This is a genomic window from Bradyrhizobium sp. AZCC 1610 (genome assembly GCF_036924515.1).
GTDB lineage: Bacteria > Pseudomonadota > Alphaproteobacteria > Rhizobiales > Xanthobacteraceae > Bradyrhizobium.
This window is the reverse complement of record NZ_JAZHRR010000001.1, coordinates 660,315-680,035: the sequence shown is the minus strand read 5'-3', so window position 1 is coordinate 680,035 and position 19,721 is coordinate 660,315. Positions and strand designations below refer to the sequence as shown.

The window sequence follows — 19,721 nt, the reverse complement described above, 5'->3', positions numbered from 1 at the left end:
TTAGCAGCCCGGCTTCCGCCTGAGCGATCCGCTCGGCGCAAGACCGGGATTTCCGTGCTTCACCCGCATATCAGCGATTGCAGCGTCGTTATGAGCCAAACCAGAGCATTCATGTCCCAAAAGCCGCAAAAGTCCGACGTCACTGACTATTCAAAAACCCTGTTCCTGCCGCAGACGGAATTCCCGATGCGCGCCGGCCTGCCGCAGCGCGAGCCGGAGATCCTCAAATACTGGAACGAGATCGACCTCTACGAAAAGCTGCGAGAGGACGCCGCCGGCCGCGCCAAATTCGTGCTGCATGACGGCCCGCCCTACGCCAACGGCAACATCCATATCGGCCACGCCCTCAACAAGATCCTCAAGGACGTGGTGACCAGGAGCCAGCAGATGCTGGGCTTCGATTCCAATTACGTGCCGGGCTGGGACTGTCACGGCCTGCCGATCGAATGGAAGATCGAGGAAGAGAACTACCGCTCCAAGGGCAAGCCGAAGCCGGATTTCCGTGACTCCACCGCGATGGTGGCGTTCCGGAAAGAGTGCCGCGCTTATGCGACGCACTGGCTGAACGTCCAGCGCGAGGAGTTCAAGCGGCTCGGCATCATCGGCGACTGGGATCACCCCTACGCCACCATGAGCTATCCGGCCGAGGCGCAGATCGCGCGCGAGCTGATGAAGTTCGCCGCCAACGGCACGCTCTATCGCGGCTCCAAGCCCGTGATGTGGAGCGTGGTCGAGAAGACCGCGCTGGCCGAAGCCGAGGTCGAATACGAGGACTACACCTCTGACATGGTGTGGGTGAAATTTCCGGTCACCTCCCCGGCGCACGGCGCGCTGGCGGAAGCGTCCGTGCTGATCTGGACCACCACGCCGTGGACGCTGCCGGGCAACCGCGCCATCTCGTTCTCGCCGAAGATCGCCTACGGTCTTTACAAGGTGACCGATGCGCCCGTTGATAATTGGGCAAAGACCGGCGATGTGCTGATCCTAGCCGATGCGCTCGCAGGAGAAGTGTTCAAACAGGCGCGCGTTACCGCCTACGAGAAGGTGCGCGACCTGCCGGGGGACACGCTCGACGCGGTGGAATGCGCCCATCCGTTGCGAGGCTTCGGCGGCGGATACGAATTCACGGTGCCGCTGTTGCCCGGCGACCACGTCACCGACGACACCGGTACCGGCTTCGTGCACACTGCGCCCGGCCACGGCCGCGAGGACTTCGACGTCTGGACGGCGAACGCGCGCGATCTGGAGCCGCGCGGCATCAACACCGCCATCCCCTATACCGTCGATGAGAACGGCGCCTTCACCGACCATGCGCCGGGCTTTACCGGCAAACGCGTGATCAACGACAAGGGCGAGAAAGGCGACGCCAACGAGGCCGTGATCAAGGCGCTGGTCGAGGTCGGAAGGCTGCTCGCGCGCGGCCGGCTCAAGCATCAATACCCGCATTCCTGGCGCTCGAAGAAGCCGGTGATCTTCCGCAACACGCCGCAATGGTTCATCGCGATGGACAAGGACATCACTGTCGACGGCAAGGCGAAGCCAGGCGACACGCTGCGCGGCCGCGCGCTGCATGCGATCTCGGTGACGCAATGGGTGCCGCCCGCTGGACAAAACCGCATCAACGGCATGATCGCCGGACGCCCGGACTGGGTGATCTCGCGCCAGCGCGCCTGGGGCGTGCCGATCGCCGTCTTCGTGCGCGAGAAGGGCGACGGCTCCGCCGAGATCCTGCAGGACGAAATCGTCAACCAGCGCATCGTCGAAGCTTTCATGGAGGAAGGCGCCGACGCCTGGTACATGGACGGCGCGCGCGAGCGCTTTCTCGGGCCGCGCGCCAGCGAGGAATGGAAGAAAGTCGACGATATCTGCGACGTCTGGTTCGATTCGGGCTCGACCCATGCCTTCGTGCTGGAGGACCGCCAGAATTTCCCCAATCTCGGCAACATCGTCCGCAAGATCGATGGCGGCGAAGATACCGTGATGTATCTGGAAGGGTCGGACCAGCATCGCGGCTGGTTTCATTCCTCGCTGCTGGAAAGCGCCGGCACCCGTGGCCGCGCACCGTATGACGTCGTGCTCACCCACGGCTTCACGCTGGACGAGAACGGCCGCAAGATGTCGAAATCGCTCGGCAACACGGTCGAGCCGCAGAAGGTGATGAAGGATTCGGGCGCGGATATTCTCCGCCTCTGGGTCTGCGCCACCGACTATGCCGACGACCAGCGCATCGGGCCGGAGATCCTCAAGAACACTATCGAAACCTACCGCAAGCTGCGCAACTCGATCCGCTGGATGCTCGGCACGCTGCATCATTTCGATCCCGCCGATGCGGTTGCGCGCACCGACATGCCCGAGCTGGAACGCTTGATGCTGCACGAGCTCGCGAAACGCGCCTCCATCGTGCGCCAGGCCTATGCCGAGTTCGACTACAAGACGGTGGTCGCGACGCTTGCGGCGTTCATGAACACCGAATTGTCGGCGTTCTATTTCGATATCCGCAAGGACGCGCTCTATTGCGATCCACCATCCTCGGTCGCGCGCAAGGCGGCGCTGACCGCGATCGACATCATCTGCGACGCGATCCTGCGCTGGCTGGCGCCGGTGCTCAGCTTTACCTGCGAAGAAGCGTGGCGGATGTACAAGCCGGACGCGGAAGCCTCGGTGCACCTGACCCTGTTCCCGGAAGGCTTTGACGAATTCCGCGACGATGCGCTCGCCGCGAAGTGGGAAATCATTCGCAACGTCCGCCGTGTCGTCACCGGTGCGCTCGAACTTGAGCGCGCGGCCAAGAACATCGGCTCATCGCTGGAGGCCTCGCCGCTGGTCTATGTATCGGACAAGAACATCTTCAACACGCTGTTCGATGTCGATCTGGCCGAAGTCTGCATCACTTCGAATGCGATGGTGACCAACGACGAGGCCCCGGCCAGCGCATTCAAGCTCGCCGACGTGCCTGATGTCGCTGTCGTGGTCGAGAAGGCAGTGGGCACCAAGTGCGCCCGGTCGTGGAAGATCCTGCCGACCGTCGGTGAAGACGCCGAATATCCCGACGTCTCCCCGCGCGATGCACAGGCCTTGCGCGAGTGGAAGGCGCTTACCGAAGGCGGGAAGCCGGTCGATGCCGTCAAAGCGCCCGCCGAGCCTGTTGCATTGATCGAGACGCAACACGTAGAACCAGCGCCGGTACTAAAGGAAACCAAGCCCGACAAGAAGGTCAGAGCCAAGAAGACTTTGGAAAGCTCGGAGGCTGAGGAAGCCAAGAGACCGGCCAAAGCCAACAAGGTCGTAGCGGCCAAGAAGGCCATCGAAGCCGAGAAGACCGTTGAAGCCGAAGCCAAGAAGCCCAATGCCAAAAAGGCCAAAGCCAAGAAGGCCAAGAAAGCCACGGCCAAAAAAGCCGTAGCCACGAAAGCCGTAGCCAAAAAAGCCAAGGCCAAGAAGGCTGCCAAATCCAGGAAAGCTTCTTCGGCAACGAAGGGGGCTAAGAAGGCGGCAGCAAGGACGGCGGCCAGGAGGGCAAAGAAGAAAAAGACGACCACGGAGCCGGGAAGGAAGCCGCCGGCGACCAAGGCAAAAAAGAAAAAGAAGGCCAGATAAGTGTCCGGCAAGGAGCGCTTCGTGACCCCTCACCTCCGCGCCGGCGCCATTGCCGCGATCGCGACGCTGGTGATCGACCAGGCCTCGAAACTCTGGCTGCTCTACGTGTTCGACCTCGCCCATCGCGGCGCGGTCAGGGTCACGCCGTTCTTCGACCTGGTGCTGGCCTGGAATATCGGGATCAGTTTTGGCTGGTTCCAAAGCGATAACCAGTTCGCCCAACTCGCGCTGATGGCGATCAAAGCGATCGCCGTGATCGTGTTGGGGATCTGGATGGCGCGCTCCAGCACGCTGCTGGCAACGTTGGCGCTCGGCCTGATCATCGGCGGCGCGGTCGGCAACGGCATCGACCGCTTCGTGCACGGCGCGGTGGTCGATTTCGCCCTGTTCCACCTCGAGATCGGGGGAAAAACCTTCAATTGGTACGTGTTTAACCTGGCGGATGTGGCCATTGTTGCCGGGGTAGCCGGCCTATTGTATGACTCGTTCCTGGGGGTACCCGCCGCAAAAGCGCCCTGATCCCGGCTGATACGAACCCCTGCGGTATGGAGCCATCACGCCCCTTAAGCCGGCCCCCGCGTGTTGCAGAAATTGTGAATGGGAACAGCGCGATGCGCGAGACCGAAGCCCGCTTCTGGATGCTGCAGACCAGCTCGCTGAGCCGGGCCCTGCGGTTTGCCGCCATTGCCCTCGGCATCGGCCTCGTGATGGCCGCAGGCCCCGTGCGCGCGGCTGACGACGAGGACGAAGACGACAAGACCTTCGAGGAAAAGATCATCGAAGGCATCATGCGCGGCATCGGCGGCACCAACATGGAAAACCGCGGCATCGAGTATCGTGAGCGCTCCCCGCTCGTGGTTCCTCCTAAGCTCGACCTGCCGCCGCCGGCCGGCTCCTCGGCCGAAGTGACGGCGCCGAACTGGCCGAAGGATCCCGACCTGCAGCGCCGAAAGGCGGCTGCCGCAGCGCGCAAGAAAGAGAACAAGGACCCGCGCGAAGCGGCCCGCGTCCTGACGCCGGCCGAACTCGCTGTGGGCAAGACCGCGGCGCCCTCGCGCAAAGACAACGATCCGGTGCAACCCGGTACCAACAACAACAATCCGATTCTGAGCCCGTCGCAGCTCGGCTATAGCGGCGGCTTCAGCGGCCTGTTCGGGGGCAGCAAGACCGAGACGGCTCCGTTCAAGGGCGAGCCGACGCGGGATTCGCTGACGCAGCCGCCGCCCGGCTACCAGACGCCGTCGTCGAACTTTGCCTACGGCACCGGACCGAAGGAATCGCTCAACAAGGAATACAATCCGGCCGCCGGCAAGTATGGCGAATAGTTAAGCTCATCTCTCGCCTTCGTGACGATTGCTGGTACCGGCGCGGTGTACGATGCCGCGGCTTGATCCCGAACCGATTTGTCGGGTTACTTCTAACATTTGCGCGAATTCCCGCTCGCAAGACCGGTAACCAGTTTTGCGGAATGAGCGCGCCAGATAGGTCATGATGTCCCCACACCGCTTTGCCGCTTCTCTCGTTGCAGCCCTCATCTCGACGTTTGCTTTCTCCACCGGTAGCGCATTCGCCCAGACCACGGTCACGTCGGAACGTCCTGCCAGCTTCACCCTCGACAACGGCCTGCAAGTGGTCGTGATCCCGGATCACCGCACGCCCGTCGTCACGCAGATGATCTGGTACAAGGTCGGCTCCGCCGACGAGACACCGGGCAAATCGGGACTGGCGCACTTCCTCGAACATCTGATGTTCAAGGGGACAGCCAAGCATCCCGCCGGTGAATTTTCCCAGACCGTGCTGCGGATCGGCGGCAACGAAAACGCCTTCACCTCACTCGACTACACCGGCTATTTCCAGCGCGTGCCGCGCGAGCAGCTGGCGAAAATGATGGAATTCGAGGCCGACCGCATGACCGGCCTCATCCTCAAGGATGAGAACGTGCTGCCCGAGCGCGACGTCGTGCTCGAGGAATTCAACATGCGCGTCGCCAACAATCCGGACGCCCGATTGACCGAGCAGATCATGGCGGCGCTGTATCTCAACCATCCCTATGGGCGCCCCGTGATCGGCTGGCGCCAGGAGATCGAGAAGCTCGACCGCGAGGATGCGCTGGCGTTCTACAAGCGCTTCTACGCGCCGAACAACGCGATCCTGGTGATCGCGGGCGACGTCGACGCCAAGGAAGTCCGGCCGATGGTGGAAAAGGCCTATGGCGGCATCCCGGCGCAGCCGGCGATATCAGCGCATCGCGTCCGCCCGCAGGAGCCGGTGCCTGCCGCGCCGCGCACGGTGACGCTGTCCGATCCGCGCGTCGAACAGACCAGCCTGCGGCGCTATTATCTCGTCCCCTCCTCCGCGACGGCTGCGGCCGGCGAAGGCCCCGCGCTCGACGTGCTCGCGCAACTGATGGGCGGCGGCTCCAACTCCTATCTCTACCACGCGCTGGTGATCGACCGTCCGCTCGCGATCAGCGCCGGCGCCGGTTACCAGGGCACTTCGCTGGATCCCTCGCAGTTCTCGATCTCGGTTTCGCCAAAACCCGGCGTGGAGTTTTCGCTGATCGAGCAGGCGATCGACGGCGTGATTGCGGACATCATCCAGAATCCCGCCCGCGCCGAGGATCTCGAGCGGGTCAAGACCCAGTTGATTGCGGAAGCGATCTACGCCCAGGACAATCAGGCCACGCTGGCGCGCTGGTATGGCGGCGCGCTGACCACGGGGCTTTCGATCGACGATATCAGGAGCTGGCCGGACCGGATTCGCGCCGTTACCACCGAACAGGTCCGCGACGCCGCGCAGAAATGGCTCGACAGCAAACGCTCGGTGACCGGCTACCTGATCAAGGATGCCGCGCCGAAACGCGAGGAGAAGCGCTCGTGATCCGTCTTTCGATTGGCGCGCAGCGCCTCGCATCCGGCCTGATCGCCGGCGCCGTGCTGCTGTTGCTGGCGGCGACGCCGTCGCACGCCGCGGCAAAGATCCAGCGGCTGGTCTCGCCTGGAGGCATCGAGGCCTGGTTCGTGCAGGACGCCACCGTGCCCCTGATTGCAATGGAATATGCCTTCAGCGGCGGCGCCGGTCAGGACCCATCAGGCAAGTCCGGCGTCGGCAACATGGTCGCCGGCCTGCTCGATGAAGGCTCCGGCGATCTCGATTCCAAAACCTTTCACGAGCGCCTCGAGCGCCGCGCCATCGAACTGAGCTTCTCCTCGACCCGGGATTATTTCCGCGGCTCGCTCCGCATGCTCAAGGACAACAAGGACGAGGCCTTCGGCCTCCTGCATCTGGCGCTGACCTCGCCGCATTTCGACACCACCGACGTCGAGCGCATTCGCGCGCAGGTGCTCTCCGGGCTGCGCCGCGACACCACCAACCCGACCTCGCTGGCGAGCCGCAAATTCCTCGAATTAGCCTTCGGCGATCATCCCTATGGCAGGCAGGGCAACGGCACGCTCGACAGCGTACCGAAGATCGACGTCGCCGACATGAAGGATTACGTTCGCCGCGTGATCGCCAAGGATAGCTTGCGCATTGCCGTGGTCGGCGATGTCGATGCCGACACCCTCGGCAAGCTCCTGGACAAGACATTCGGCGGATTGCCGGCCAAGGCCAACCTGACGGCGATCGCCGATGTCGAGGCCACCAAGCCGCCGCAACGCGCGTTCGTGCCGCTCGACGTGCCGCAGACCGTGGTGACGTTCGGCGGCCCCGGCATTCGCCGCCACGATCCGAATTTCATGTCCGCTTATGTCGTCAACCACATCCTCGGCGGCGGCGGATTGTCGTCGCGGCTCTACAAGGAGGTGCGCGAAAAGCGCGGCTTGGCCTATTCGGTCTACGAATCCCTGCTCTGGATGGATCGCTCCGCCCTGTTCATCGGCAACACCGGCACCCGCGCCGACCGCGCCGGCGAGACCGTCGACGCGATCGAGAAGGAAATCCGCCGCATGGCCGAGGAAGGCCCGACCCAGAAGGAACTGGACGAGGCCAAGTCCTACCTCAAGGGCTCGCAGATGCTGGCGCTCGATACCTCCTCGAAGCTCGCCCAGGCGCTGCTGCAGTACCAGCTCGACAAGCTGCCGATCGACTATATCGAAAAGCGCAACGCCCTCGTCGACGCCGTGACGCTCGACGACGCCAAAAAGGCCGCGCAGAAGCTGTGGGGCCAGGGCCTGCTCACCGTCATCGTCGGCCGCGCCCCGCAAGCCGCCGCCCAGCCCGCCGCGGCGCCGCCGAAGGCGAACTAGGCCTCCCCCTTTTCTCCGTCATGGCCGGGCTTGTCCCGGCCATCCACGTTTTCTATACGCTGATAAGTCGTGGATGCCCGGGACAAGCCCGGGCATGACGACCTTTGGTGCCGCCATGCTGCGGATTTCCCGCAACCTTACGATCGACGAGAACGATATCGAGATCGGCTTCGTCCGCGCCTCCGGTCCGGGCGGGCAGAACGTCAACAAGCTCTCGACCGCAGCGCAGCTCCGTTTCGATACGCGCAAGATCACGCTGCCGGAGGACGCAGGCCTGCGGCTGAACCGGATTGCCGGCCAGCGCATGACCAAGGAGGGCGTGATCGTGATCCACGCCCAGCGCTTCCGTACCCAGGAACGCAACCGCGCCGACGCCATCGACCGCCTGCTCGAAATGCTGCGCGAAGCCATGGTAAGGCCGATACCGCGGCGAGCCACCAAGCCGACCTTCGGCTCGAAGCAGCGAAGGCTGGAAGGCAAGAAGCGCCGCAGCGACGTCAAGGCGAAGCGCAACACCGCGCGCTTCGACGATTGAGGTCCCCGTCTCTGTTATCATCTCAGTCGCGGATCAGATATTCCCGGATCATCAACCGCGCGCGGTGAATGCGCGCCTTGACGCTTTCGCGCGTCAGGGCGAGAACTTCAGCGATCTCGTCGATCGACAATTCCTCGATATCGCGCAGCAGGATCACCTCGCGGTAGTGATCGGGCAACGACTGGATGGCGCGGGAAAGGTCGATGCGAATGTCTTCGGGCGCGAGATGCGCCAGCCGCATCTCCACATCGGCCGAAGCGTCCGCCATTCCCGCCGATCGGCGCAGCAGGCGAAGGCAGGCGCGGCGGGCGACCGCAAACAGCCACGCCGAGAACGACGTCACCGCGCGCAGCGTGCCGACCCGCCGGTACAGCAGCAACAGCGTTTCCTGAACCGCGTCATCGATATCCGCCGCGCGGCAAGTGCGTGCGGCATAGCGGCGGATATCAGGCTGGGCCGCCGCGATCAGCGCGACCAACGCCGCAGTGTCCCCGCCGCGCGCAGCTTCGACCAGCGAAGGATCGCAGCGGCTTGTTCCAGCCAACGCATTCATGGCGACGGCAGCCTGCGGCCGACCATGGCGCACATCGGACAAAAGCCGAAAAATCCGGTTGCGATTGCGACCACGCCAGTACCCGCGATCAGATAGCCGGCGGGCATGCCAAGCAGCCCATACCCGATCATGCCAACACCCGCGACCGACCGCATGGCCCGCTCCCATCCCGGCAAATTCTTGCGATAAAACATACCAGCTCCTTTCGATTCAGCGAGAGAACATCAGCGTTCTCCCCCGATAGAGCCGCCCGGCCGGACTTTCGGTTCGCGCGTGATCGGCCAAAACATAAAAAAACTCCGGCCGCCGCGCGGCCGGAGTTTCTGGTTTCAGAGAGAAACCCGACGAAGGGCGGGTTTACCGGCCCGTCGCTGCACCGCCAGCGGCGCCAGGGGCCTTGGGCGCTGTGCTGCCGGCGCCGACCGTACCCTTGGCGCCGGTTTTGGCGGTCGCGCCGGCCTTCTGGCCGGGTGCTCCCGCTCGCGCATCCATGTCCTCATCGACGCTGCCTGACGCTCCGCCTTGCATTTGGGTGCCCTTTGCACCGCCGCGGATCTGCGTGTCGGATGCGGCGCCTTGCGCCAGTACCGGACCGGCAAGCAGAGCCGAGATTGCAACGGCGATCGCCGAGGTTTTCGCTAACTTCATCCATTTCTCCAAGGTTATGTTGACGACAAACAGTTCGGTTCTTCAGACGCCGTTCACAACCCGAACATGTTCATCGCCGGATCAGTCGTTATCCGCGAACGGCGCGCGCGCCATGCAAGCCGCGCGATGTGGTGATCGTGTAGGATTTTCGAGGTCTTTTTGCGAATCCTTGGCCACGGGCCGACCGCATATGCGACGCCTCGGTATCTTCGGAAAAGTTCCGTAAAAATATTTTGATACATGCATTTGATCCGGTAGCCGCCTAAAATCGCCCACCAGCCTCGAATCGATCCGAGACCTCATGCCCGTCCGCCAGCTTCCCGAACAGATCGTCAACCGCATCGCCGCCGGCGAGGTGGTCGAGCGTCCCGCGAGCGTGGTCAAGGAACTCGTCGAAAACGCCATCGATGCCGGCGCCAGCCGCGTCGACATCTTCACCGACGGCGGCGGCCGGCGGCGGATCGGCATCACGGATGATGGCAGTGGCATGACCCATGGCGACCTTGCGCTCGCCGTCGACCGCCACGCCACCTCCAAGCTCGATGACGAGGATCTCTTACGCATTCGCACACTCGGGTTTCGCGGCGAAGCCCTGCCCTCGATCGGCGCGGTCGCTCGGCTCGGCATCACCACGCGCCACGCCGGCGAACCGCACGCCTGGTCGCTGTCGGTCGAAGGCGGCGTGAAATCGGCGATCATGCCGGCGGCACTGTCGCAAGGCACCCGCGTCGAGGTCAGCGATCTTTTTTACGCGACGCCGGCGCGGCTGAAATTCCTCAAGACCGACCGCACCGAGGCCGAAGCGATCCGCGAGGTGGTGCGGCGGCTTGCGATGGCGCGGCCCGACATCGCCTTCACGCTCGCCGGCGAAGAACGCGCGCCCGTGACCTGGGCCGCAGCGTTGCCCGGCGCAGCGGGGCGGCTGACGCGGCTCGGCGATATCCTGGGAAGCGAATTTCGCTCTTCCGCCATCGAGGTGCGCGCGGAGCGGGAAAGCGTTGTGGTCGATGGGTTTGCCGCAGCACCCTCGCTGACCCGGGCCAATGCGCTCGGACAATATCTCTTCGTCAACGGCCGCCCGGTGCGCGACAAGCTCATCCTCGGCGCGGTGCGCGCGGCCTATTCGGATTACCTGCCGCGCGACCGCCATCCCGTGGTGGCGCTGTTCGTGACGCTCGAGCCGCAGGAGGTGGACGCCAACGTTCATCCCGCCAAGACCGAGGTGCGGTTTCGCAACGCCGGCCTCGTCCGCGCGCTGATCGTGCATGCACTGAAAGAGGGCCTTGCCCGCGAAGGCAGACGTACGGCCGCCAATACCGACGGCGCGGCGCTGTCGGCGTTCCGCCCGTCGTCTGCGCCGCGCCCGAGCAATTGGGACTGGCGCAGTTCGCCGGCCTATCCGGTCAACCCCGCGCCTTCATTCGGAGGCTCGGTGGCGTCTGCGCTCGCCGAAGCGGGCCAGGCCGCCTTTGATGTCGGCACGCCGGCCGCCGACGTGCGCTTCGAGGCGCAGCCCTCTGCCGACCTGCTCGACCGCCCGCTGGGCGCCGCGCGGACGCAGATCCACGAAACCTATATCGTGTCGCAGACCCACGACGGCCTGATCGTCGTGGACCAGCACGCCGCGCATGAGCGCATCGTCTATGAGAAGCTGAAGGCGTCGCTGTCGAAGAACGGCGTGCAGCGGCAGATTCTGCTGATCCCCGAGATCGTCGAGCTGGATGAGGCGACTGTCGAAAAACTGCTCGCGCGCGCCGACGAACTGGCATCGTTTGGATTGGCGATCGAATCCTTTGGCCCCGGCGCAGTCGCGGTACGCGAGACGCCGTCGCTGCTCGGGAAGGCCAACGCGGCAGGGTTGCTCCGCGATCTCGCCGAGCACATGGCCGAATGGGACGAGGCGCTGCCACTGGAGCGCCGCCTGATGCATGTCGCCGCCACCATGGCCTGCCACGGCTCGGTCCGCGCCGGCCGCCGCCTCAAACCGGAAGAGATGAACGCGCTGTTGCGCGAGATGGAAGACACGCCGAATTCCGGCCAGTGCAACCACGGCCGCCCGACCTATGTGGAATTGAAACTGAGCGATATCGAGAAGCTGTTCGGGAGAAGGTGAAATCGCTGGAATGTAGGGTGGGCAAAGGCGCCCTTGCGCCGTGCCCACCATCAACACTCCCCACGCAATGGTGGGCACGCTTCGCTTTGCCCACCCTTGTATTAGCGCACCAGATTATACTTGCGTCGTTCCGTGAGGAATGGCCCAGCCTGGGTGGCCACCCGGGCTGGGCCGCCGATCGATCGGATCGATGCCCACCGAAGCCTTGAGGGCTGTCTGTCGTAGCAAGATCGCGGTCGGCACTTCATCGGGACCCGGATGGTTGAACGAACTTTAGGTTCGCATTCACAAGGGAGGGTCGACGAAGATGGCTAAGCGTATCACAGTCTGTGCCGGGATCGATACCGGCAAACGGAAGCTCGACGTGGCAATCGATGGCAACTGCGAGCAGTTGCAGGTCGAGAACACGGCGGAAGGTCACAAGGTGCTATTGGAGTGGCTGCGGCGCCACAAGGTCAAGCGCATTGGGATCGAGGCGAGCGGCGGCTATGAACAAGCGGTCGTCGTCGAGTTGCGACGCAAGCGGTTTGTCGTGGTGGTGTTTCAGCCGGCGCAGGTGCGTGCCTACGCCAAGTTCCACTTGCAGCGAGCCAAGAACGACAAGATCGATGCCGCGCTGATCGCGGCCTGCACTGCTGCGGTCAAGAAGATCCATCCCGCCCCCGATCCCCGGCTGCAGCCTTTTGCCGAACACCTGACGTTGATCGAGCAGATCGGCGAGGATATTAAACTGTACAAGAACCGGCTCGAGACCTGCCGAGATCCGCGTATCCAGAAGGTCTGGAAGGAAGAGATCGCCCGCCTGGCCAAGCGGGCGAGGGTCGAACTCAAGGCTCTGGTGGCCGCGATCCGCGAGCATCGCGACCTCGCCCAGCGGCTCGACCTGATCTACAGCGTCGGCGGCGCCGGGCTGCCGACCGCAGTCGCGATCCTGGTGCGCATGCCCGAGATCGGCCAGCTCAGCCGCGAGCAAGCCGCAGCCCTCGCCGGGCTCGCGCCCTATGACGATGACAGCGGCGAGCAAGTCGGCGCTCGTCACATCGACGGCGGGCGCAAGAGGCTGCGCCGGGCGCTCTATACCGCCGCGCTGCCGGCATCCTTTCGCTGGAACCCGCAGCTTATCGCTCTTTACAAGCGGCTGAAGGCCGCCGGAAAAGAACACAAGCGCTGCCTCATCGCCTGCGCCAGTAAGCTGCTCATCTTCGTCAACACCGTCGTGGCCCGCGGCACGCTGTGGCAAGATGAACCGCCTCCAACCGCCGTAATCGCCCGGACCGGATGAATTCGGTTTCTTGGTTCGACCGCAGCACCGTTTCTTCGTCCCGACCTGCCGCTCCGACGACGTCGCGCGCAGACGCCGTCAAGGATGGCCGTCGCTCTGCTCCCTCCACCGCCACGCTGTCGTCAGGCCACGCCTTGACGGCGGTGAGCACGGCGTCAGCCTCACCGGCGATCGGGTGAAGCTTTAATGGTTGCTACCTTCCTCGCAAAAACACAAACTCCGTATCGTCGTACGCCCGCCGCTCCAGCTCCTCGAATCCATCCGGCGCCATGAACGCTGCCACCTTCGCTTCCTCCACCACCACAAGCGCCCCCGGTGTCAGCCATCCGCCATCGCGCAGCGAGCCAAGCGCCTTCTCCGCAAGTCCCTTGGCATAGGGCGGATCGAGAAAGGCCAGCGAGAACGGCTCCATCGGATGCGCCGGGCCGAGATTGGTGGCATCGCGGCGATAGACCTTTGTCACGCCGCCGAGGCCCAGCGCCTCGACATTGTTGCGCAACAGCGCACGCGCTTCGGCGCCGTTGTCGACGAACAGCGTGAAGCCGGCGCCGCGCGACACCGCTTCGATGCCGAGCGCCCCGGTGCCGGCGAACAGGTCGAGCACGCGCGCGCCCTCGATCGGGTCGTCATAGGCGTGGATCAGGATGTTGAACACGGACTCGCGCAGGCGGTCCGCCGTCGGGCGGATCTCCTGCGATGAGGGCGAAGCCAGATTACGGCCCTTCAATCGTCCGCCGACGACGCGCATGGTCCAGCTACTCGTCCCGCGGCGTCAAATCGCGCTTGCCGTGATAGCCGCGCTTGGGGCGGCGCGGCGGGCCGTAGCCGTTGACCTCTTCCTCGTTGCGGGCGCGAGCCTCCTCGCTGCCGGTGCGCTGCACCAGCACGCGGCGGCCCTTGCGGTCCGCGATCAGCGCGCTTTTCCCGGCCGGCTTGAACGGCTTCTTGCCGCGCGGCGCATCCGTCTCTTCGTCGGCGGACTTTTCGTCAGATTTTTCGCCCGGCATCGGCCGGTTGAAATCGGCGCCGGCGAGCGTTGCGATCTTTTCGCCGAGCTGCTCGCGCAGCACACGGGTCTTGACCTCCTCGACCTGGCCTTCGGCGAGTTCGCCGAGTTGGAACGGCCCGTAGGAGACGCGGATCAGCCGGTTCACCTCGAGGCCGAGATGGGCCATGACATTGCGGACCTCGCGGTTCTTGCCTTCGCGGATCGCAAATACCAGCCAGACATTGGCGCCCTGGTCGCGCTCCAGCGTCGCGTCGATCGAGCCGTATTTGACGCCGTCGACCTCGACGCCCTTCTTCAGCTCATCGAGCTGCGCCTGCGTGACCTCGCCATGGGCGCGCACGCGATAGCGCCGCAGCCAGCCGGTATCAGGCAGTTCAAGCGCGCGCGCCAGTCCGCCGTCATTGGTCAGCAGTAATAGCCCCTCGGTGTTGAAGTCGAGCCGGCCGATCGAGATCAGCCGCGGCAATCCTTCCGGCAGATTGTCGAACACTGTCGGCCGCCCCTCGGGATCGGCATGCGTGGTCATCAGGCCGCGCGGCTTGTGATACATGAACAGCCGTGTGCGCTCGCGCGGCGGCAGCACCTTGCCGTCGACGGCGATAACGTCGTTGGCGGTGACATCGAGCGCGGGTGAATTGATCACGCGGCCGTTGACGGTGACGCGGCCCTGCGTGATCCATTCCTCGGCATCGCGGCGCGAGGCGAGGCCAGCGCGGGAAACCACCTTGGCGATGCGCTCGCCGGATTTCTTGACGCGCGGCGGCTGCGGCGCGCGCTTGTCGAATTCAGGCTTGCGCTCGCGATAGGCGCCACGGCCACCGAACGCCGGACGTTTTGCAAAAATCTTGCTGTCGTCCTCGTTCTCGCGACGCGGCCGGTCGTCACCCGCTTCACTGCGCGGATGCTCCTGCCAGTCGGTGCGGCCCTCCCCCGGGTCGCCCTTGCGATCCCGGTGCTGGCGAGGACGGTCGAACTTCGGGCGATCCTCGCGCGAGCGCGAAAAGCGCGGACGCTCCTCGCCGCCGCGATCATCGCGCGGCCGGTCAAAGCGCGGCTTGTCGAAATTGCGCGCACCGTCACGGACGGGACGGGAGTCACGCTCGCCGCGATCATCGCGCTTCTGCCACGGTTTTGAATCGCCGCGGTCCCGACCACGGTCACCAAAATCCTTTCGCGGACCCCGGTCGGGCGCCCCTCGGGAGAATTTTCGATCGCCGCCAAATTTTCTCTCAGGCCGATCGCCGCGGGGCCGATCGCCATCGCGCGACGGCCGGGCACTAAAGGGCCGATCGCCACGCGGACGGTCGCCGTCTTTACGAGAACCTTCGCCGCGTGGCGTGTAAGGTCGCTTCTCGCCGCCACCTTCTCGCGGGGTATAGGGCTTCTTGTCGCCAAATTTCCGATCGGAAAAACGTCCAGCCGGACGGGCATCGTCGCGATCACGGCGCGGCGGCCGATCGTCGCGATTGAAATTCGGACGATCGCCGCGCGGCGTGTACGGGCGCTTGTCGCCACCGCCACGATCTTCACGCGGCTTGAACGAACGCTTTTCACCATCGTCACCGCGTGACGGACGGCCAGCAAATGGCCTGTCGCCGCGCGGGCGCGGTGCGTCGCCAAAGTCCCGACGCGGCGGACGATCATCGCCATCCCGCTTTCCGGCGTAAGGTTTCCCGCCGCCGGAATAAGGCTTCTTGCCAAACGACTTCGCGCCGTCGGACTTCCCGGCATAGGGACGCCGCTCACCGTCGCGCTTGTCACCGTCCCCCTTGCCGGCAAACCCGCGCTTGGCGAATTTCTTCTCCGGACCCCTCGCCGCCCCTGAGCGGCCCTTGCCGCCACCGGCGCGGCCCTTGCCGTCGCCGGGACGGTCGCGCCGGCCGCGGGAATCGTTGTTTTTGTCGCTATCGCGGGGCATGAATGGTCTCTCGGGTACAGATGAATTGGCAATCAGGAAGCGGATGGGCTGTCATAGCGATAACGCGCGCGCACTTTGCTCAAGGCGCATTCTCACGCAAAACCGGTATCCGCGTTTGCTGAAGGCGGCTCTCATAGCAGGTTTCTTCCGATGATACGAGGCATGACTGTCCCTTCTTTCATGGATTTGGCGCTGAAAACGGCTGAAAACGCCGGAAAAGCCGGCGAAGTTCCGATCGGGTGCGTAATCGTCAGGGATTACGAGGTCATCGCCACGGCCGGCAACCGGACGCTGACCGACCGCGATCCGACCGCCCATGCCGAAATTCTGGCGATCCGGCAGGCCGCCGAGGCCATCGGGACCGAGCGGCTGGTCGATTGCGACCTCTACGTGACGCTGGAGCCGTGCACGATGTGCGCCGGCGCGATCTCGTTTGCCCGGATCCGGCGGCTCTATTACGGTGCCGCCGATCCCAAGGGCGGCGCGGTGGATTCCGGCGTGCGGTTTTTTGCTCAGCCAACCTGCCATCATGTGCCGGAGGTCTATTCGGCGGTCGGGGAGACCGAAGCGGCCACGCTGCTCAAGGAGTTTTTCAAGGTGCGGCGGTGATGGGCCTGTAGCCCGGATGAAGCGCAGCGCAATCCGGGGAATATCGTGGACGCTGTCCCGGATTGCGCTTCGCTCCATCCGGGCTACGAAAGTCATCAAGCCAGGAAAAACTCTCTGAGCAACTTCGCCGTCACATCCGGATTTTCCTCGGTGAGAAAATGCCCGGAATCCACCGCCGCCCCCTCCACCTTCGTCGCCCATTTCCTCCACGTATCGAGCGGCGTCGTCGCCGCGCCCGCGACGCCGGTATCGCCCCACAGCGCCAGCATCGGGACCGTGATCTTCTTGCCGGCATCGAAATCTTTCTTGTCGATCTCGTAGTCGGCATAGGCGCCGGCGCGGTAATCCTCGCACATCGCGTGCACGCGGGCGGGATCGCGGAATGGCGCGAGGTAATGTTCCAGAGCGCGCGGATCGATCGCGTCCAGCGTCTTTGACTTGGTTTGGCTTGCCAACTTCCACTTGAGGAAGAACTCTCCATTGCCCGAGATCAGCGTCTCCGGCAGCGGATAAGGCTGCGCCAGAAACGCCCAATGGTAGATCTTCAGCGCGGAGAGCCGGTTCAGCTTCTCCCAGTAGTCATAAGTCGGCGCGATATCGAGCACCGCGAGTTTCGACAGCCGGCCGGGATGGTCGAGCGCCAGCCGGTACGACACGCGCCCGCCGCGGTCGTGACCGGCGAGCGCGAAATGCACATGGCCGAGCTGCTCCATCGCCTCCACCATCACCTTCGCCATCGCGCGCTTGGTGTAGGGCATATGGTTCTCGTCACTGCGAGGCATATCCGACCAGCCATAGCCCGGCAGATCGGCGATGATCAGCGTGAACTGGTCTGCAAGCTGTGGCGCAACCGGGTGCCACATCACATGCGTGGACGAGAAGCCGTGCAGCAGCAACAGCGGCGGTCCCTTGCCGCCAACGCGGGCGAAGATGCGGCCCAACGAGGTGTTGATCCATTCGGAGGCGTATCCGGGAAACAGATCGGCAAGATCGGGCATGGGCGCGCTCCCTCGTGGGTTGCGGCTATTGCTTCAAACTTTGTTTGCCGTTGCCGCTGGCAGACCGCAGGTTTATTCCATTCTTCAAGCCCGACCAACAGGAACAAGAACCGAGGAAACCAGCGATGTCGATCGATTTCGAAATCCCGGCTGAGGCCAAGGCGATCCGCGAAAAAGTCCGCCAATGGGTGCATGACGAATGTATCCCCGCGGAGAAGGAACTGGATACCAAGCCGCTCGCCGAAGTGCTCGGCCCGCTGCGGAAAAAGGCCCGCGCGCAGGGGCTGTGGTGCCCGTTCGTGCCGAAGGAATATGGCGGCATGGGCTTAGGTCCGCTGGCGAATGCGCTGGTGCAGATGGAGCTCGGCGAGAGCATGCTCGGCGCGCTGTCGATGAACACGCAAGGCCCCGACGACGCCTCGATGATGACGATCCTCGCCCACGGCACGGAGTATCAAAAGGAGAAGTTCCTTAAACCGCTGCTCAATGGCGACAAGCGGATCTGCTTCTCGATGACGGAAAAGGCCGCCGGCGCGGACGCCACCGGCATGCAGACCACAGCCGTGAAGGACGGCAACGAGAATTACATCCTGAACGGCGAGAAGTGGTTTTCCTCCTCCGCCAGCGTGGCCGACATGGCGCTGGTGATGGCCAAGACCGATCCGAACGCGCCGCGGCACAAGCAGTATTCGACCTTCATCGTCGAACTGCCGAACCCCGGCTACAAGATCAAGCGCAACGTCGCCAACATGGCGATCGAGGGTCCGCATGACGATGTGATCCACGGCGGACATTCCGAAATCGAGATCAGGGATCTGAAGGTGCCGGCCGACAATCTGGTCGGCGGCGAAGGCAATGGCTTTGCCATGGGCCAGCACCGCCTCGCCTACGGCCGCCTGCGCCACGGCATGCACAACGTCGCCAAGGCGCAACGCGCGCTCGACATGGCGGTTGCCCATGTCACGAAACGCTCGACCTTCGGCACGCTGCTCGCCGACCGGCAGGCGGTGCAGTTCATGCTCGCCGATTGCGCCAGCGAGCTCTATATTGGCCGGCTGATGCTGCTGCATATCGCCTACAAGGCGGAGAAGGGCCTCGACATCCGGCAGGAGAATTCGATCGCCAAGATTTTCCATGCGCACATGGTGCACAAGGTGATCGACACCGCGATCCAGCTTCACGGCGCGCTCGGCTTCAGCCAGGATACGCCGCTCGCCAAATGGTACACCCAGGTGCGCGCGCAGCGTCTGGTCGACGGTCCGGACGAAGTGCACAAGTGGCGGATCGGCAAGAACGTCATCAAGGCGTTCCGCGAGCACGGCACCACGGCAAGCGCAGCCGGCGGGGATCTGCTCTGAACGTTATTGCGCACGGTCGGCACAGGCGCGCTCTTGCGCCATGCCACCGTCTATCGGGCATCGCGACTGAATAGTGGGGCCTCTGATCGGGCTCTCACTTGCGCGACCCGGTTTTGCCCTTGCTACGATTTGATGCCGGTTAGCCGTGCGTGAAGTCGCTATGTTTCAGGCCGAGCGCCTTGACCGCCGCCTCCGGAAGCCGGCCCCACGCTTCAACCTTCTCATTCGGAGCCATGACAGCCGCAATAATGGCTGTCGCCTTCTCCGGATCCTGTTCGGCCACAAAATAGACCGAGCGGATAGGCGGACCGCCTTCCAATGGCTGAGTTGTCACCAGTACGACCTGACCATCTGCCATATCCCAATATATCACGGCCGTTGTCACGGTAGCAGTGGAATGTCGCTGATGCGACCCCCACCTAATCGTTCAGCCAATCTCATCACCCGGAGGCGCCATCATGATCGAAGGGATCAGCGCGATCACACTTGGCACTCACGACATGCAACGCGCCGTCCAGTTCTACCGCTCACTGGGGTTTGACATCTCGTGCGGCGGCGAAGTGTCTTCGTTTACCAGCTTTCGGGCAGGGACCGGCTATCTCAACCTGATTGCCCAGCCTGATCAACGGCGCTGGTCCTGGTGGGGGCGCGTCATTTTCTACGTCGCCGACGTCAATGCATTTTACGACCGTGCGCTGGCGGCGGGGTGCCAGCCTACGACCGCGCCCCGCGATGCCGAATGGGGGGAACGCTACTTTCATCTCACCGACCCCGATGGGCACGAGCTCAGCTTCGCGCGGCCTTTGCGGCCTACGGGCATAGCTCCCCTCGCCGACACGGCAGGATAAGTCACG

17 protein-coding genes and 1 pseudogene are annotated in these 19,721 nt (G+C 64.1%); 11 read left to right on the top strand and 7 right to left on the bottom strand.

Translation table 11 applies throughout. From position 1 onward, the window contains the following. Positions 1-111: 111 nt before the first annotated feature. The 6 genes and pseudogenes from ileS to arfB form a co-directional block, all read left to right on the top strand. Positions 112-3,096 (top strand): annotated as a pseudogene (ileS, locus tag V1279_RS03350) (isoleucine--tRNA ligase); the annotation flags it as partial. 522 nt (positions 3,097-3,618) lie between these two features. Continuing rightward, positions 3,619-4,116, top strand: coding sequence for a signal peptidase II (gene lspA / locus V1279_RS03345; RefSeq protein ID WP_334446186.1), 498 nt, complete (start codon positions 3,619-3,621; stop codon positions 4,114-4,116). Between the two features lie 92 nt (positions 4,117-4,208). After that, positions 4,209-4,922: a hypothetical protein gene (locus tag V1279_RS03340; RefSeq protein ID WP_334432445.1), complete on the top strand. Its 714-nt coding sequence runs from the start codon at positions 4,209-4,211 to the stop codon at positions 4,920-4,922. A gap of 163 nt (positions 4,923-5,085) precedes the next feature. Next, positions 5,086-6,477, top strand: coding sequence for a M16 family metallopeptidase (locus tag V1279_RS03335; protein WP_442894723.1), 1,392 nt, complete (start codon positions 5,086-5,088; stop codon positions 6,475-6,477). Then, positions 6,399-7,844 carry a M16 family metallopeptidase gene (locus V1279_RS03330; RefSeq protein WP_334432442.1) on the top strand — a complete coding sequence of 482 codons (1,446 nt, stop codon included), beginning with the start codon at positions 6,399-6,401 and terminating at the stop codon, positions 7,842-7,844. The genes V1279_RS03335 and V1279_RS03330 overlap by 79 nt, the downstream gene beginning before the upstream one ends. A 115-nt stretch (positions 7,845-7,959) precedes the next feature. Then, the gene (gene arfB / locus V1279_RS03325; protein ID WP_334446184.1) at positions 7,960-8,379 is read left to right on the top strand and encodes an alternative ribosome rescue aminoacyl-tRNA hydrolase ArfB; all 420 of its coding nucleotides are present in this window, start codon (positions 7,960-7,962) and stop codon (positions 8,377-8,379) included. Between the two features lie 22 nt (positions 8,380-8,401). Here the strand turns inward: arfB and V1279_RS03320 are convergent, their stop codons facing one another. From V1279_RS03320 to V1279_RS03310, 3 genes are all read right to left on the bottom strand, one after another. After that, positions 8,402-8,932, bottom strand: coding sequence for an RNA polymerase sigma factor (locus V1279_RS03320; RefSeq protein WP_334432440.1), 531 nt, complete (start codon positions 8,930-8,932; stop codon positions 8,402-8,404). Further along, positions 8,929-9,126, bottom strand: coding sequence for a YgaP family membrane protein (locus tag V1279_RS03315; protein WP_334432438.1), 198 nt, complete (start codon positions 9,124-9,126; stop codon positions 8,929-8,931). The genes V1279_RS03320 and V1279_RS03315 overlap by 4 nt, the downstream gene beginning before the upstream one ends. 163 nt (positions 9,127-9,289) lie before the next feature. Then, positions 9,290-9,580 (bottom strand): hypothetical protein, encoded by a 291-nt coding sequence (locus V1279_RS03310; protein WP_334432436.1) that lies wholly within the window; start codon positions 9,578-9,580, stop codon positions 9,290-9,292. Positions 9,581-9,881: 301 nt separating this feature from the next. Between V1279_RS03310 and mutL the strand changes: the two genes are divergently transcribed. Both mutL and V1279_RS03300 read left to right on the top strand, forming a co-directional pair. Then, entirely contained in the window at positions 9,882-11,693 is a 1,812-nt protein-coding gene (mutL, locus tag V1279_RS03305; RefSeq protein ID WP_334432434.1) for a DNA mismatch repair endonuclease MutL, read from the top strand. A gap of 307 nt (positions 11,694-12,000) precedes the next feature. Continuing rightward, positions 12,001-12,975, top strand: a complete 975-nt coding sequence (locus V1279_RS03300; RefSeq protein ID WP_334432432.1) for an IS110 family transposase — start codon at positions 12,001-12,003, stop codon at positions 12,973-12,975. Between the two features lie 193 nt (positions 12,976-13,168). Here the strand turns inward: V1279_RS03300 and rsmD are convergent, their stop codons facing one another. Further along, positions 13,169-13,723: a 16S rRNA (guanine(966)-N(2))-methyltransferase RsmD gene (rsmD, locus tag V1279_RS03295; RefSeq protein ID WP_334432430.1), complete on the bottom strand. Its 555-nt coding sequence runs from the start codon at positions 13,721-13,723 to the stop codon at positions 13,169-13,171. 7 nt (positions 13,724-13,730) lie between these two features. Then, on the bottom strand, positions 13,731-15,902 hold the full coding sequence (locus V1279_RS03290; RefSeq protein WP_334432428.1) for a pseudouridine synthase: 2,172 nt from the start codon (positions 15,900-15,902) through the stop codon (positions 13,731-13,733). A gap of 162 nt (positions 15,903-16,064) precedes the next feature. Here V1279_RS03290 and V1279_RS03285 point away from each other — a divergent pair, with 162 nt between their 5' ends. Beyond that, positions 16,065-16,511 carry a nucleoside deaminase gene (locus tag V1279_RS03285; RefSeq protein ID WP_334432426.1) on the top strand — a complete coding sequence of 149 codons (447 nt, stop codon included), beginning with the start codon at positions 16,065-16,067 and terminating at the stop codon, positions 16,509-16,511. 95 nt (positions 16,512-16,606) lie between these two features. Here the strand turns inward: V1279_RS03285 and V1279_RS03280 are convergent, their stop codons facing one another. Next, complete coding sequence (locus tag V1279_RS03280) at positions 16,607-17,509, bottom strand: alpha/beta fold hydrolase (protein ID WP_334432424.1); 903 nt, start codon at positions 17,507-17,509, stop codon at positions 16,607-16,609. Between the two features lie 125 nt (positions 17,510-17,634). Between V1279_RS03280 and V1279_RS03275 the strand changes: the two genes are divergently transcribed. Further along, positions 17,635-18,867, top strand: a complete 1,233-nt coding sequence (locus tag V1279_RS03275; RefSeq protein ID WP_334432422.1) for an acyl-CoA dehydrogenase family protein — start codon at positions 17,635-17,637, stop codon at positions 18,865-18,867. Between the two features lie 139 nt (positions 18,868-19,006). Here the strand turns inward: V1279_RS03275 and V1279_RS03270 are convergent, their stop codons facing one another. Continuing rightward, complete coding sequence (locus tag V1279_RS03270; protein ID WP_334432420.1) at positions 19,007-19,225, bottom strand: hypothetical protein; 219 nt, start codon at positions 19,223-19,225, stop codon at positions 19,007-19,009. Between the two features lie 100 nt (positions 19,226-19,325). On the opposite strand from V1279_RS03270, the gene V1279_RS03265 reads away from it, so the two are divergent. Then, entirely contained in the window at positions 19,326-19,715 is a 390-nt protein-coding gene (locus V1279_RS03265) for a VOC family protein (protein WP_334432418.1), read from the top strand. Positions 19,716-19,721 lie beyond the last annotated feature (6 nt).

What these genes read in the sequence shown, in the direction of transcription:
- V1279_RS03340 (WP_334432445.1), top strand. Translation starts at nt 4,209, where the DNA reads ATGCGCGAGACCGAAGCCCGCTTCTGGATGCTGCAGACCAGCTCGCTG.
- V1279_RS03335 (WP_442894723.1), top strand. Translation starts at nt 5,086, where the DNA reads ATGATGTCCCCACACCGCTTTGCCGCTTCTCTCGTTGCAGCCCTCATC.
- V1279_RS03330 (WP_334432442.1), top strand. Translation starts at nt 6,399, where the DNA reads ATGGCTCGACAGCAAACGCTCGGTGACCGGCTACCTGATCAAGGATGC.
- arfB (WP_334446184.1), top strand. Translation starts at nt 7,960, where the DNA reads ATGCTGCGGATTTCCCGCAACCTTACGATCGACGAGAACGATATCGAG.
- V1279_RS03320 (WP_334432440.1), bottom strand. Translation starts at nt 8,932, where the DNA reads ATGAATGCGTTGGCTGGAACAAGCCGCTGCGATCCTTCGCTGGTCGAA.
- V1279_RS03315 (WP_334432438.1), bottom strand. Translation starts at nt 9,126, where the DNA reads ATGTTTTATCGCAAGAATTTGCCGGGATGGGAGCGGGCCATGCGGTCG.
- V1279_RS03310 (WP_334432436.1), bottom strand. Translation starts at nt 9,580, where the DNA reads ATGAAGTTAGCGAAAACCTCGGCGATCGCCGTTGCAATCTCGGCTCTG.
- mutL (WP_334432434.1), top strand. Translation starts at nt 9,882, where the DNA reads ATGCCCGTCCGCCAGCTTCCCGAACAGATCGTCAACCGCATCGCCGCC.
- V1279_RS03300 (WP_334432432.1), top strand. Translation starts at nt 12,001, where the DNA reads ATGGCTAAGCGTATCACAGTCTGTGCCGGGATCGATACCGGCAAACGG.
- rsmD (WP_334432430.1), bottom strand. Translation starts at nt 13,723, where the DNA reads ATGCGCGTCGTCGGCGGACGATTGAAGGGCCGTAATCTGGCTTCGCCC.
- V1279_RS03290 (WP_334432428.1), bottom strand. Translation starts at nt 15,902, where the DNA reads ATGCCCCGCGATAGCGACAAAAACAACGATTCCCGCGGCCGGCGCGAC.
- V1279_RS03285 (WP_334432426.1), top strand. Translation starts at nt 16,065, where the DNA reads ATGACTGTCCCTTCTTTCATGGATTTGGCGCTGAAAACGGCTGAAAAC.
- V1279_RS03280 (WP_334432424.1), bottom strand. Translation starts at nt 17,509, where the DNA reads ATGCCCGATCTTGCCGATCTGTTTCCCGGATACGCCTCCGAATGGATC.
- V1279_RS03275 (WP_334432422.1), top strand. Translation starts at nt 17,635, where the DNA reads ATGTCGATCGATTTCGAAATCCCGGCTGAGGCCAAGGCGATCCGCGAA.
- V1279_RS03270 (WP_334432420.1), bottom strand. Translation starts at nt 19,225, where the DNA reads ATGGCAGATGGTCAGGTCGTACTGGTGACAACTCAGCCATTGGAAGGC.
- V1279_RS03265 (WP_334432418.1), top strand. Translation starts at nt 19,326, where the DNA reads ATGATCGAAGGGATCAGCGCGATCACACTTGGCACTCACGACATGCAA.